Here is a 14,052-nt window from a genome sequence, read left to right on the forward strand (position 1 = left end):
GCGGAACGCAAATTCTACCCGTGTCCCAGCGCCTTCTCTTTATTCTGCTGGCCTGCCTTTTCCTCCGCTCAAACGCGACGGCCCAGGTTCGCCCGGCCGACAACGGAGATGGCACCTACACCAATCCCATCCTCCACGCGGATTATTCCGACCCCGACGTGGTGCGGGTAGGCGACGATTTTTACATGACCGCATCCAGCTTTAATACGGCTCCCGGTCTCCCTATTCTGCACTCCCGCGACCTCGTCAACTGGAAGCTGATCAACTACGCTATCGACGTGCAGACTCCTCTGGACACCTTCGCCCGTCCCCAGCACGGCAACGGCGTCTGGGCCCCGGCCATACGCTATCACGACGGGTCCTACTATATTTACTACGGCGATCCGGACTTCGGTATCTACATGGTCAGGACCGATGACCCCGCCGGTGACTGGGACGAACCGGTACGCGTACGCGCCGCCAGCGGGTGGATCGACCCCTGCCCCTTCTGGGATGACGATGGTAAGGCCTACCTGGTCCACGCCTTCGCCGGTAGTCGGGCCGGCATGAAGAGCGTAGTGGTGCTGCACGAGATGTCACCGGATGGTACCGAGCTTCTGGACGACGGTGTCCTGGTCTTCGACGGGCACGAAAATCACGGCACCATGGAGGGAACGAAAATGCACAAGCGTAATGGCTACTACTACATCCTGGCTCCGGCGGGAGGCGTGGCGACTGGCTGGCAGACCGTCCTTCGCTCCGAAAATGTCTACGGGCCTTACGAGGACAAGGTCGTGCTGCACCAGGGTGACACCGACGTGAACGGGCCCCACCAGGGTGCCTGGGTCGAACTGGAGAATGGCGATGACTGGTTCGTGCATTTTCAGGAGAAGCAGCCGTATGGCCGTATCGTCCACCTGCAGCCCGCACGCTGGGAGGATGACTGGCTGATGATCGGTGTCGATGGCAATGACGACGGGATCGGGGAGCCCGTGAGCACCTATAAGATGCCCAAAGCGGCGCAGCCATTCGATGACGCCGCCCCCCTTACGGACGACGAATTCAACCAACCAGAACTGGGATTGCAATGGCAGTGGCAGGCTAACCCCGAGGCGGAATGGGCCTACCCTACCGCCATGGGCTTCCTGCGGCTAAATCCGGTGGTGGACCCAGGCTACCGGAATCTGTGGGACGCTCCCCACCTCTTGCTGACGAAGCTGCCGGCGGAGGCCTTTACCACTACCACCAAGGTCACTTTTCACCACCACTTCGCTAGCGAAAAGACCGGTCTTATCATGATGGGGCGCGACTACGCCTACATCGCCCTGGAACGGGAAGGCGACGAACTGGTGGTGAAGCAGGTGGTATGCGCAGACGCTGAGAACGGTGCCCCGGAAACCACCGTGGCTACGCAGCCGGTATCCACCGCAGAGGTTTACCTGCGCGTACGCATGGCGGCCGGTGGCGTTTGCCAGTTTTTCTTTAGTACCGACGGCCAATCCTTTACCGAACTCGGGGAGCCCTTCCAGGCCCGGGAGGGGAAATGGATCGGCGCCAAAATGGGGCTCTTCGCTATTCGCGACACCCACGAAAATGACGGCGGCTACGCCAATTACGACTGGTTCAGGACCGAAGAATGAAAAACCAGCTCACCATAGCCCTGCTCTTACTGACCGGACTGCTTCACGCGCAGTACGCGGTTGACCTGTATGTCGCCTCCGACGGCAGGGCCGAGTATACCAGCATACAGGCGGCCGTCGATGCCGCCAAGTCATTTCCGGACGAACGCATCACCATTCACGTAGCCAATGGCGTCTACGAAGAAAAGGTAAAGATCTACGCCTGGAATAACCGGGTGACTTTGCTGGGTGAAAGTGCGGATTCGACGATTATTCGATTCGGCGACTACTTTGACGGCATCGGCCGCGGCCGCAACAGCACCTTCCATACGGCCACCCTGTTGGTGCAGGGCGATGAATTCGAAGCGCGTAACCTGACCGTGGAGAATACCGCCGGACCGGTGGGCCAGGCCGTCGCCGTAGCCGTGGAGGCCGACCGGGCGGAGTTCTACGATTGCCGCTTTCTGGGCAACCAGGACACGCTTTACGCCGACGGAGCCAACGCCCGACAGTATTACCGCGACTGCTACATCGAGGGTACGACGGACTTCATCTTCGGTGGGGCCACGGCGCTGTTTGAAAACTGTACCGTGCACGCCAAATCCAACTCTTACCTGACCGCGGCAAGCACGCCGGAGGGCCGGGAATACGGCTTCGTCTTTCTGAACTGCCGCCTGACCGCCGCCGAAGAGGTACATTCGGTGTACCTGGGCAGGCCGTGGCGGAGTTTCGCGCGCACCGTATTCGCGTACTGCGAGATGGGCGACCACATCGTACCCGCTGGTTGGGATAACTGGTCTTCCCCCGAAAAAGAGAAGACGGTCTTCTACGCCGAATACGAAAATACCGGAGCCGGTGCCCGGCCCGATGTCCGGGTCGAATGGAGCCGGCAGCTGACCGCCGGGGAAGCCGCCCGGCTATCAAAAGAACACGTTCTACGTCCCTTCCTTCTACCTGAAATGACCGATTAACGGTCCGTGCCTAATGTTTTCTACTATGATCAAACCAACTCTTGCCTCTCTATCACTCCTGCTGTGCTCCGCCGCGGCCTGCGGGCAAAACGAGACACCCGTAAGCGAATTATCGGTGACCAATCCCCTCCGGAGCGACCAGAAGGATGCCGCCTTTACGGTGCCCGCCGCGAAAATCGGCAACGGCAAACTGGCGGGCATCCACTTCCAGCACAAGGGGGAGGAAGTCCCGTACCAAACCGTTGACACCAACGGCGACGACCGCGACGATGCATACCTGCTGATGCTCAGCCTCGATGCTCGCGAAAGGACCACCGTAAGCGCTCTGGACCTGGACGGTGCCGCTCCCCCGACCTTTCCGGACCGGACGCAAGCGGAGCTATCGCACAAGATCAATGGTTCCTGGAAAGACCGCGAATACATGGAAGGGGAATTCAGGAACGTAGATTCCCTGCGCGTACCCGACGAGCATACGGACCACTCCTGGTACATCCGCTACGAGGGACCCGGTTGGGAATCCGACCTGGTGGGGTACCGCTTTTACCTGGACTGGCGTAACGCGACCGACGTATTCGGGAAGAAACGGCCGGACATGGTCCTGCAGAACGTCGGACAGGATGGATTCGACTCCTACCACGAACCCTCCGACTGGGGAATGGACGTCCTCAAGGTGGGATCGTCCCTGGGCCTGGGTTCGCTGGCCACGTGGGTGGAGGACCATGCGCTGCGGGTAGAAACGACCGACTCGGTGACCAGCCGAATCGCCGAAAACGGTCCGCTCCGCAGCAAGATCCGTACCCGCTACTACGGCTGGGAGGCCAACGACCGGAAAACGGACGTCGTATCCGAACTGTCGATAGAAGCGGGCAGCCGCATGACGCGTCACGATGTACAACTCAGCGAGGAACTGCCGAACCTGGCGACCGGTATCGTGAAAATGGAAACGGGAGAACGGATGCGTGGACAAGCCGGCGACTACGCCTACCTGGCGACCTACGGCGACCAGAGCCTGGCGGATGACGGACTCGGCCTGGCCATCATATACCGGATCGAGGACCTCATCGAGCTAACCGAAGACGAGCATAGCCACGTCGTCGTCCTGCAACCCGACGGAGATAACCGCCTGACCTATTACTTCCTGGCCGCCTGGCAGCAGGAAGAGAACGGCATCACCTCCCCCTCCGATTTCAAAACTTACCTGGACGAGCAACTCCAACGGCTCACCCATCCCCTGAAAGTGAAAGTTAGCGCCCGTTAGACACGGTACGCTCACCACATTAACCCAAAGTCGTATGCACTTCACTACTTTCCTTGCCCTTCCGATTCGGATGATCAGCGGGCTTTTCCTATTGCTGATCCTGTTTTCTACCTGCGCTCCGACGCCCGAAAAAACCGATGATCGGTCGGACGTGCGTGCCACGGCCGTGTCCCTATCATTTGACCTGCCCTGGTCGGAACGCATGGCCCAGTCCATCATGAAACGGGCTCCCGAATCCTGGATGAATGATTTTCAGGACGATCTCAAATGGACCTACACGATCGGCCTCGTACTGAATTCCATGGTGGAAGTTGGCGAGGCCTACGACAAACCGGTCTACTTTGAATACGCGAGGGGCTATGGCGATACCATGATCAACGCGGCCGGGGAAATCCACGGCTACGAGATGGAGAAATTCAACATCGATATGATCGCCCCGGGGCCGCTACTTTTCAGCCTGTACGAGCGTACCGGCGAAGAGAAATACCGCAAAGCCATCGAAAGGCTGGAATGGCAGATGACGTGGCAACCGCAAACCACGGAGGGCGGGTACTGGCACAAACTGCGCTACCCCTGGCAGATGTGGCTGGACGGTCTGTTCATGGGCGAGCCCTTCCAGGCGCAGTATGCCGTGCGGTTTGATGAGCCGGAAATGTTCGACCACATCGTTGACCAGTTCGTGCTGGCCGAAAAGCACATGCGCGATCCGAAAACCGGACTGCTCTACCACGGATGGGACGAAAGCCGCGTGCAGCGGTGGGCGGACGAGGAAACCGGCACCAGTGCGCACTTCTGGTCGCGGGCCATGGGCTGGTACTGTATGGGATTGGTGGACGTACTCGATTACCTCCCGGAGGACCACCCGCGCCGGAGCGAACTCATCGACATCCTCAAGCGCACCCTCGATGCCGTACTCGAGGTACGCGACCCCGAGAGCAAGGTCTGGTACCAGGTACTGAACTACCCGGAGCGCGAGGGGAACTACCTGGAATCGACCGGATCAACCATGTTCGTCTACTCCATGATCAAGGGGGTGAACGAGGGTTACCTCGACGAGTCTTACCGCTCGGAGGCGGAGGAAAGCTGGGATGGTATCCTGGAGGAATTCATCCGCGAGGACCCGAGCGGTGAGATTAATCTGACCATGGGTTGCTCGGTAGCCGGACTCGGCGGCGATCCGTATCGCGACGGATCCTACGAGTATTACATCAGTGAGCCGGTACGGGATAACGACGCCAAGGGCATCGGTCCGTTTATGCGCGCGGCACTGGAGTTCGAGCGCTCCGAGAAAGGCTCGAAACTCTAGCAATTCCTTGCTTTTCGGCGCGTACCGGTCACATATGCATGCCGCGTGACCGTGGGTTACAAAATGCGCACTTTAAGTTAATTCATGCATACCTGTCGATTCTTTCCCTAAATGGGTCATGGGCTTTCTTTGTCATATAGTTCTACTTCTCACGGAGTATATAAAACTTGAAATCATGCAAAAACCTTGTTTTAAAATAATATTCGGTTTTCTGATGCTAACGATCAGTTTGCTGAGTACCTCGCTCGCTGCCCAGCAGCAGGTGACGGGCCAGGTAACCGATACCGACGGCGAGGCCCTGATCGGAGTCACGATAATGGTCAAAGGGACGGGAACCGGATCGGTCACCGACTTTGAGGGCAACTACGAAATCACCGCCGCGCCGGCCGACACATTGGTGTTTTCCTACACCGGTTATGGCGCCCAGGAAATACTGGTTGGAGATCAGCGCGTGATCGATCTGGAGATGTCCTCCAAAGCCTCCTTACTCGATGAGGTCGTGGTGGTCGGTTACGGCAGCGTGAAGCGGTCGGACCTGACCGGCTCGGTTGCCTCTTTATCCGGCGAGGAAATCAAGCGGACGCCCTACACCAGCGCGGCGGAAGCCATTACCGGTCGGCTGCCGGGCGTGAACGTACTGACCACGGACGGTTCCCCCGACGCCGAGGTCGTGATTCGCGTACGCGGTGGCGGATCCATTACCCAGGACAACTCGCCGCTATACGTGGTCGACGGCTTTATCGTCAACAGCATCCGCGACGTTCCGCCCACCGATATCGAAAGCATCAACGTACTGAAGGACGCCGCCGCTACGGCGATCTACGGTGCCCAGGCCGCGAACGGCGTTATCGTGATCACTACCCGTCGCCCCGAAGCGGGCCGAATCTCGGTCAACTATAATGGCTTCGTGCAGGCGAAAGAACTCCCCTCGGATCGTCGCTACGACGTGCTATCTCCCTACGAGTTCGTACTAGCCAACTACGAGTACGCCCGCCTTCGCTCCGACGCCGACGTCCGCAACTTTGAGCGCTTCTTCGGAAAGTACGACGACCTGGAACTGTACAAGCAAAAACCCGGCACGGACTGGCAGGACGAGCTCTTCGGTGATCCCCGGCTGTCGCAGTACCACAACCTGAGCATGAGCGGCGGATCGCAGACCACCAAACTCAGCCTGAGCCTGACCCGCAACGACGACGAAGGGCTGCTGATCGGCTCCGGCTTCGAACGGAACGCCCTGAACTTCAAACTGGAGCAGGACCTGGGATCCAACCTGATCTTCGAGGCGGGCGCCCGGGTCACAAGTACCGTAGTCAACGGCGCGGGTACCTCCGGAAACGCCCAGGTCAGCATCAAGGATGCCGTACAGACCCGCCCGGTCAACGGCATTGCAGACGAGCTGGAAATCGACCTGAACAGCATCGATGAGACGGACGACTTCCAGTCTTTCCTCCGCAGCCTGGTGAACCCCACCGAACTGACCAAGCAGGACTGGCGGAAGCAGACCACCAACGACTACATCTTCAACGCCGCACTGGCCTGGAACATCTCCGACGACATTATCGCCAAGTCGACCTTCACCGGTTCCAAGACCTTTGACGAGCGACAGCGCTTCTACGGGCCGCTGACCAGCGAATCCTTCAACAACGGCGGCAACCTGCCCCTGGGTGAAAAGACGCAGATCGAGCGGTCCTCCTTCCGGTGGTTGAACACCCTGAGCTACCGGCTCGTCGATCTGAAAAACCACAACCTGGACTTCCTGGCCGGCCACGAGATCTACAGCAATGGCGGGCAGGCCGACTTCGTCCGCGCCGAAGATTTCCGCCTTTCCATCACCCCGGAGGAACTCTTCGCGAACATGACCTTCGGACGTACCGACCGCCACGAGACGCAGCTGTACACGGACGAGAACCGGGTGTCCTTCTTCGGGCGGGTCAACTGGTCCATCCTGGATAAGTACCTGATCACGGGTACGGTGCGGACCGACGCCTCCAGTAAGTTCGCCGCAGGCAACCGGGTAGGCGTATTCCCCGCTATCGCCCTGGGTTGGAAACTGGACGATGAGGCCTTCCTGGACGGAGCCGATTGGCTACAGGAACTCAAACTGCGGGTGAGCTACGGGGAAACCGGTAACGACCGCATCGACGCTACGGCCACGCAGTTTCTCTTCGTAGGGTCGACGGAAAACGGCCCGGGCTTCAACAACCAAAACAACGTGTACTACACGCCGTCGGGTAATACGCTCTACAACCCCTTTGTCCAGTGGGAAACTACCGTCAACCGCAACGCGGGCCTGGACTTCTCCCTCTTCGACGGAGCCGTCTACGGGGCCTTCGACGTGTACTACAATACGACCCGCGACCTGCTGTTGCGGTCACAGATTCCGTCCAATACCGGCTTCACCACCCAGTGGGATAACATCGGATCCACCTCGAACCGGGGGGTTGAGCTCGGCCTGAACGCCTTCATCGTCAACCGACCGGAGTTTTCCATCACCGGCAGCTTCAATATCGGTGTAAACCGCGCCCGCATCGAAGACCTCGGGGGAGCCGAATCGCGCTTCTTTCAGTCGAACTGGGCCAGTACCGACCTGAATAACCAGAACGATTACCTGCTGGAAGTCGGTGGTACGCTGGGCCAAATTTACGGCTACGTGGAGGATGGCTACTACACCACCGACGACTTCACGAGCTACGATCCGATTTCGGACGAGTACACGCTGGCGGACGGTGTCCCTAACAGCGGCTCAACCGTCGGCAATCCGGACATCCGGCCCGGCTTCCTGAAATTGAAGGACCTGAACGGTGACGGGGAAATCACCGCCGACGACCGCCAGGTGATCGGCAATACCCTCCCGGCCGCCCAGGGCGGTTTCGGATTCAACGCCACCTTCCGCGGCTTCGACGCTAATATCTTCTTCAACTGGTCGCTCGGCAACGACGTCTACAACACCGGCAAGATCCAGTACAACCAGTTCCGCCGCGTGAACTACGGCAACCTGCTGGAGACGATGAGCATCGATAACCGCTTCACCTATCTCGACGTGGACGGCTCCTACACGGGCACCCCCGGTGGCATCGTTACCGACCTGGACCAGCTCGCCGAACTCAACGAAGGGAAGAATATCTGGTCGCACAACAGCTACGGCATTGCCGGGGCCGTCCTCACCGACTGGGCCGTTGAGGACGGTTCCTTCCTCCGCCTGAACAACCTGAACCTGGGCTATACTCTCCCGAGTGCGCTGACCGAACGGGTAGGCGTATCCAGCCTCCGGCTTTACGTCACGGGTAATAACCTCCTCCTCTGGACCAAGTATTCCGGTTACGATCCCGAGGTAAGTACCTCGCGTAGCTCGTCCTACGCCGCCCTCACACCGGGCGTGGACTACTCCTCCTTTCCCCGTAGCCGCTCCTACACTTTCGGCGTTAACGTCACCTTTTAATCGCCCCTGAAATCGATCAATCATGCCAATTAGACTCATCCTGTCGCTGCTGGCCGTAGCCACCGTGGCTTCCTGCTCCGACTTCCTGGAACCCGAATCGCTGTCGACCTTCGACACGGAATACGTATTCTCGAACGTCGACGACGCCCGCAAGGGAGTAAACGCCGTCTACCAGCCGTTCAGCACGGACCCCTTCCGCTCGCGGCTATCCAATAACATGACCGGTAACACGGACATCGAGCACGCCAGCGGCTGGACCAGCTCCGGTGACCGGTATCAAATCTGGGACCTCGAAGCCCTGTCCAGCAATAACGACCTGCGGCGGGTCTGGAACGCGGCTTACACCGCTATCCGGGACGCCAACATTGCCATTGAGGGCATTCAGGGCAGTGGCCTGCTCGAAACCGAAGACGTGGCCACCTCCCGCACCATGTACCACCTGCTCGGTGAGGCCTATACCCTTCGTGCCTACTGGTACAGCATGCTCGTCTACTACTGGGGTGACGTACCCAACGTACGGGAAGCCCCGAGGGCGGGGAACGACTTCTTCCTTCCGAAAGAGAATCGCAACGTCATTCTGTCGAATGTCATACAGGACATGATCGACATCGAATCGCAGATGATGTGGGCGGAAGAGTTGCCCTTCGGTATCGAGCAGGTAAGCCGGGAGTATACCCTCGGTATGATCGCGCGTATCGCCCTGCAGCGCGGCGGTTATTACCTCCAGCCCGACCTGACGCAGAACCGGGAGGCCGATTACCTGGATTACTACCAGATCGCCAAGGATTACACCGGTAAGCTCATGGAGCTTAAAGATCGCGAGTTGCCGGAGGATTTCCGTCAGGTATTCCTCAACAATGCCAAGTTCGCCTCCCCCGTGAACGACGACATCCTCTTCGAAGTACCCTTCGCGCTCGGCAACGGCGACGTGGGCTGGAACATCGGTATTACCGTCCGGGGAGGGGCAACGGCCGCCCACGGCTACGGTTCCGGGAACAACTACATGTCCATGCCCCCGACCTACTATTACTCCTTCGACACCGCCGATATCCGCCGGGATATAACCTGCGGTCTCTGGTTTGTCGATGTTGACGGGAATAAGTACGTCATCAACGACATCAATAACATATCGCAGGGTAAGTGGAGCCGCTGGTTCCTCGATTCGCCTCCCGGTGCATCTTCCGCCAAGGGTACCGGCATCAACTGGCCCATGCTGCGCTACTCAGACGTGCTCCTCATGCACGCCGAAGCCGAAAATGAACTCAACGGTCCTACCGCAACGGCACAGAACGCCCTGCGTCGCGTCCGCCAGCGCGCCTTCGCCGAAGTCGACTGGGACGAAAAGGTAGATGATTACATCAGCGACATTTCTTCCAGCAAGGAGGATTTCTTCGATGCCATCGTAGACGAACGCGCCTGGGAATTTGGCGGGGAAATGATTCGGAAGTACGAGCTCATCCGCTGGGGGAACTACTCCGAAAAAATGGAGGAAACGGTGGACGGTCTGCTCGCCATGGCCGACGCCGCCGCCACCGGGACCGGTGAATACGCGGAACTCCCCGATTACATCTACTGGAAGATCGACGAGAGCGGAAACTTCGTCGTATACAACCCCAACCGCGACGTCGTAGCACCGCCCGACGATACCTGGGAGCGGGAGACGTGGCTACTTGACCTGACCGACGAGGTCACCATCTACGACGAATGGATCACGAAAGACTGGGCAAACTACATCGACGAAGGTCCCCAACCCGGCACGGCACGCTACATCTTCCCCGTCCCCGAAGAGGCTATCACGAATAGCCAGGGAACGATATCCAACGACGGATACGGATTTAACTAGTCGGTCATTTAATCAATTATCATGAAATATTTCAAGTCTAATATATCCCTCACGCTGGCCTTGCTGGCGGTTGGGCTGGTCCTCTTTTCGGGCTGTGAAGAAGAAGAATTTTATCCTCGTACCCGTCTGTTCCAGCCGGTATTGAACGAACCCCTGATGGCTGAATTCAACACCATCATCGTCAATATGGGGAATATCAAAGAGGCCGATAGCTATACCCTCGAGGTGAGCCGCGACAGTTTCGTCTCGGTACTCTACACCCTGGAGTCCGATACGAGCTATGTCATCCTGGACGAGTCCAATCTCGGGGAGCCCCTACTCTACTCCACGCTGTACCAGGTACGGGCCACGGCCCACGCCGACGAGGATGAGTACGACAGCTTACCGTCGGATCTCGGGGAAGTACGGACAGAGCGTTTTCCCTCCATCCTTTACGTACCCACGGAGGGAGATATGCTCGACGGGCAGGTACGTGTTCGGTGGCAGGTATCCGGCGAAGAAATCACCACTGTCCGGGTGTTCGCCCGTTCCGACGAGCGACTCACCTCCCCCCTACAGGAGTACTCGGTCGAGCAGGACACCGGGCAGTTCATTGTCCGTCAGCTGAATCCCCTCACCGAGTATACGGTTGCCATTTACAGCGGCCCGAACGGAGAGGAACTGCGTGGTTTTGAGTTCTTCACCACCATCGCCAGCGCCATTAATCTGAGCAATCCCACGGTGATCGATCTCAGCAATTCGAGTGACCCCGACACCCTGACCTCCGTCGTCAACAACGCCAACGACGGCGATACGATCGTACTGCAGAAAGGATTCACGTATAACTTTCCGGCCGAAGATCTGGCTAAGTCGATCACGTTCGCATCCGCGTATGGTTTCGGAGAAGAACGTCCGGTTCTCTTTACGACCGGTAACTGGAACATCGTTCCGGGGTCCAACATCGACCATGTCCGCTTTATCGACATTGAATTACGCGGAGAAGACTTCGGCGGGGACTACGTCTTCAATCCAAACCTCGACGTGCGTACCGACCTGGGAGAATTGAGCTTCGAGAATTGCATCATCAATCAATTCCGGGGCATCATCCGTATTCGGACCCAAATGTTCCTCGGTACGCTCCGGATCAATAATTCCATCGTGCACACTATCGGCGGATACGGAATTCTTACCACCGATACCGACGGTGCGGGCAATGCGGCGGTCGACCATGTCGTACTCACGAACAGCACGTTCTACAAGGCCGAAGCCTTCCTCCAGTCCCGGCAGAACACCCAGTCGATCACCATCGACAACTGCACTTTTCACCAGGTGGGCAGCGCCGGTGGGGGCGTCATGTTCCGTTGGCGCGGCGAAGATGGCCTGTTGAGCAACGTGCTTGACGGCATCTCCATCACGAATAGCATTTGGGGCCCGGGTTGGGATCAATCCGGAGAAGCGGAATCTTTCGACATTCGCGGCATCTACGACGGTCTGGAAAACACCACTTTCAGTATCGTCAATACCTACGCGACGTCGGATTTCTCCTTCTCCGAGGGCTCCGAAATTCCCGGCTTTCCGGCTATTCCCTACAACGGGACGGCCCAGGATCTGTGGGTGGCCCCGAACGAGGGCAACTTCAACTTTGAGGATACGGGCTTTACCGGACGGAATGACGCCGGTGATCCACGGTGGCGGCCGTTCTAGGCCGATATACGCTAAAACCAGGTTGTGCGAACCCTAGGGCTCAGCAAAAACAGCCTCGAGAAAGCCGGCTGCCAGATACAGGGTTGGCTCAAACCATGGCTCCAGTAACCAGAAGCCATGGGGCGAATTTTCGAAGGTTGCGACTACATATTTAGTATTGTGTTGATCGAGTACGTTTAACAGCTCCTGCCGCCCGGCGTGAAACCGGGGGTAGGAGCTATTTACGAACAGGAAGGGCGGTGTATTCGCGCCCGCGTACACCAAGGGGGAAGCTTCCCGCCAGCGCTCGTAATGGGCTTCGTAATCACCTAGCCAGGCATTGGCCGAACGTCCGGTCCATTCCGGTTCGGCATCGGGATGCACGAAGGATACGATGCCATCGATATTTAATACCGCTTGAACGTCATCCGAATAGGCATGCAAAGGACTGAGCGTATCGTAGATATCCAGCTCATTCGTCGTCCCTAGTAAAGAGGCGAGATGCGCCCCGGCCGAAGCACCGTAGGCGGCAATGCGATTGGTATCGATATTGTATTCCGCGGCGTTGGCGCGCATCCACCGAACCGCCAGCTTCAGATCGCGGACCCCCGCGGGATAGGGCGCTTCCGCGCTCAGCCGGTACTCCGGTGTGACGGTGACGTAGCCCCGGGCTGCAAGCTGCCGGGCCATCGGGTGTAAATTCTCCTTCGACCCGGTCGTCCAACCCCCGCCGTGGATCATCAGTACGGCTGCCCTCGGCGTAGTCATCGAATCCGGGTAGTACACATCCAGGTATAGCGACCGGTCATTCCCGACTTCGGCGTACACGCGGTTGGTATCCTCGCGAACACCCTTCGGCAGCCGGCCGTAAACGGGTCGTACGTCCGGGTTTGACTTGACGACCTTGGTGTAGGTACTGTGGATGGAGTAGGAAGTATCCCTAGGCTGGTAACCGGATTGGGCCGAGCAGGCCGCACCAGAAAGGATCGCCCCGAGAAAGAGCAGTGCTTTGAAGTCCATGACTCATTTTTAAAATGTCGAAGCGTCGATCTAGGCGACCCGGGCCCTCGCTACAGTGTACGCAACCAGTTAACCAGGCGCTCCGTCCAGTCGTCCGGCGTAGTCGGGTTGTTCAGCCCGAATCCGTGGCCGCCCGCCGGATAGAGGTGCATCTCTACCGGTACGCCGAACTGAAGGCACTGCATGTAATACCGCAGGCTGTTCTCAACCGGAACGGCCTGATCGTCGGCGGCGTGCACCAGGAAGGAGGGCGGAGTGTTGGGACCCACCTGCCGGTCGGCGGAGAACCGTTCGACCATGCCCGCCGCAGGTGATTCTCCGATCAGGTTGTTGCGGGACCCGGCGTGGGTAATGCTTGAATCGAAGCTGATTACCGGATAGATGAGGGCCGCGAAGTCCGGACGAACGGAGGTAGTGTCCCGCTCCGTCGGGTCGGCATTCCGCTCGAAGCGGGTGGCGGCCGTAGCCGCCAGGTGCCCCCCGGCGGAAAATCCCATAATGCCGATTCGGTTTGGATCGATACCATACCGATTGGCTGACCGGCGAACGGTGCGGATCGCTTGCTGGGCGTCCATCAGCGGGGCCAGTGACCGGTCGACGTTGGTTTCGTCCTGCGGGATGCGGTATTTCAGGACGAAAGCGGTTATACTGTCCTGGTTGAGTCGTTCGGCTACCCATACGCCTTCTTTGTCGTAAGCGAGTCGCGCATATCCACCCCCGGGGCAGATGACGACGGCCTGGCCGTTAGGATGCTCGGGGATATAGGCAGTCAGTTCGGGAACCGCAACGTCGTTAAACGCCCGACCGCCACTCCCGCCCCGGTCAACCATCGTTTCGGGGTCCGGCACTTCACGGGAATTCGGCACCGTACCGGGATAAAGGGCTTGGGTATCCTGAGCGTACAACATTCCCGCTGTCATTAGGCCGAGCGTGAGGAGGAATCGGTTCATGGCCG

Annotated in this window: 9 protein-coding genes; 7 read left to right on the forward strand and 2 right to left on the reverse strand. The window is 58.6% G+C overall.

What is annotated here, in order from left to right:
* The first annotated feature begins 20 nt into the window (after positions 1 to 20).
* From DRW39_RS08210 to DRW39_RS08240, 7 genes are all read left to right on the forward strand, one after another.
* Complete coding sequence (locus DRW39_RS08210; RefSeq protein ID WP_116106543.1) at positions 21 to 1,619, forward strand: glycoside hydrolase 43 family protein; 1,599 nt, start codon at positions 21 to 23, stop codon at positions 1,617 to 1,619.
* Positions 1,616 to 2,569, forward strand: a complete 954-nt coding sequence (locus DRW39_RS08215; RefSeq protein WP_116106544.1) for a pectinesterase family protein — start codon at positions 1,616 to 1,618, stop codon at positions 2,567 to 2,569. The genes DRW39_RS08210 and DRW39_RS08215 overlap by 4 nt, the downstream gene beginning before the upstream one ends.
* 25 nt (positions 2,570 to 2,594) lie before the next feature.
* Positions 2,595 to 3,827: a DUF4861 domain-containing protein gene (locus tag DRW39_RS08220; RefSeq protein WP_157976002.1), complete on the forward strand. Its 1,233-nt coding sequence runs from the start codon at positions 2,595 to 2,597 to the stop codon at positions 3,825 to 3,827.
* A 34-nt stretch (positions 3,828 to 3,861) separates the two neighbouring features.
* Complete coding sequence (locus tag DRW39_RS08225) at positions 3,862 to 5,133, forward strand: glycoside hydrolase family 105 protein (protein WP_116106546.1); 1,272 nt, start codon at positions 3,862 to 3,864, stop codon at positions 5,131 to 5,133.
* Positions 5,134 to 5,308: 175 nt separating this feature from the next.
* Positions 5,309 to 8,572: a SusC/RagA family TonB-linked outer membrane protein gene (locus DRW39_RS08230; protein WP_116106547.1), complete on the forward strand. Its 3,264-nt coding sequence runs from the start codon at positions 5,309 to 5,311 to the stop codon at positions 8,570 to 8,572.
* 22 nt (positions 8,573 to 8,594) lie between these two features.
* Entirely contained in the window at positions 8,595 to 10,415 is a 1,821-nt protein-coding gene (locus DRW39_RS08235; RefSeq protein WP_116106548.1) for a RagB/SusD family nutrient uptake outer membrane protein, read from the forward strand.
* Between the two features lie 21 nt (positions 10,416 to 10,436).
* A complete protein-coding gene (locus DRW39_RS08240; protein WP_116106549.1) occupies positions 10,437 to 12,098 on the forward strand; it encodes a DUF5123 domain-containing protein in 1,662 nt (553 codons plus the stop codon).
* A 33-nt stretch (positions 12,099 to 12,131) separates the two neighbouring features.
* Here the strand turns inward: DRW39_RS08240 and DRW39_RS08245 are convergent, their stop codons facing one another.
* Together DRW39_RS08245 and DRW39_RS08250 are read right to left on the reverse strand one after the other, a co-directional pair.
* The gene (locus tag DRW39_RS08245) at positions 12,132 to 13,097 is read right to left on the reverse strand and encodes an alpha/beta hydrolase (protein ID WP_116106550.1); all 966 of its coding nucleotides are present in this window, start codon (positions 13,095 to 13,097) and stop codon (positions 12,132 to 12,134) included.
* Positions 13,098 to 13,147: 50 nt separating this feature from the next.
* Positions 13,148 to 14,047 carry an alpha/beta hydrolase gene (locus tag DRW39_RS08250; RefSeq protein ID WP_116106551.1) on the reverse strand — a complete coding sequence of 300 codons (900 nt, stop codon included), beginning with the start codon at positions 14,045 to 14,047 and terminating at the stop codon, positions 13,148 to 13,150.
* Positions 14,048 to 14,052 lie beyond the last annotated feature (5 nt).

Source organism: Lewinella sp. IMCC34191 (assembly GCF_003390935.1).
Taxonomy (GTDB): domain Bacteria; phylum Bacteroidota; class Bacteroidia; order Chitinophagales; family Saprospiraceae; genus Neolewinella.

Bases quoted from the DNA above. Each gene is read 5' to 3' on its own strand.
- DRW39_RS08215 (WP_116106544.1), top strand. From the start codon at position 1,616: ATGAAAAACCAGCTCACCATAGCCCTGCTCTTACTGACCGGACTGCTT.
- DRW39_RS08220 (WP_157976002.1), top strand. From the start codon at position 2,595: ATGATCAAACCAACTCTTGCCTCTCTATCACTCCTGCTGTGCTCCGCC.
- DRW39_RS08225 (WP_116106546.1), top strand. From the start codon at position 3,862: ATGCACTTCACTACTTTCCTTGCCCTTCCGATTCGGATGATCAGCGGG.
- DRW39_RS08230 (WP_116106547.1), top strand. From the start codon at position 5,309: ATGCAAAAACCTTGTTTTAAAATAATATTCGGTTTTCTGATGCTAACG.
- DRW39_RS08235 (WP_116106548.1), top strand. From the start codon at position 8,595: ATGCCAATTAGACTCATCCTGTCGCTGCTGGCCGTAGCCACCGTGGCT.
- DRW39_RS08240 (WP_116106549.1), top strand. From the start codon at position 10,437: ATGAAATATTTCAAGTCTAATATATCCCTCACGCTGGCCTTGCTGGCG.
- DRW39_RS08245 (WP_116106550.1), bottom strand. From the start codon at position 13,097: ATGGACTTCAAAGCACTGCTCTTTCTCGGGGCGATCCTTTCTGGTGCG.
- DRW39_RS08250 (WP_116106551.1), bottom strand. From the start codon at position 14,047: ATGAACCGATTCCTCCTCACGCTCGGCCTAATGACAGCGGGAATGTTG.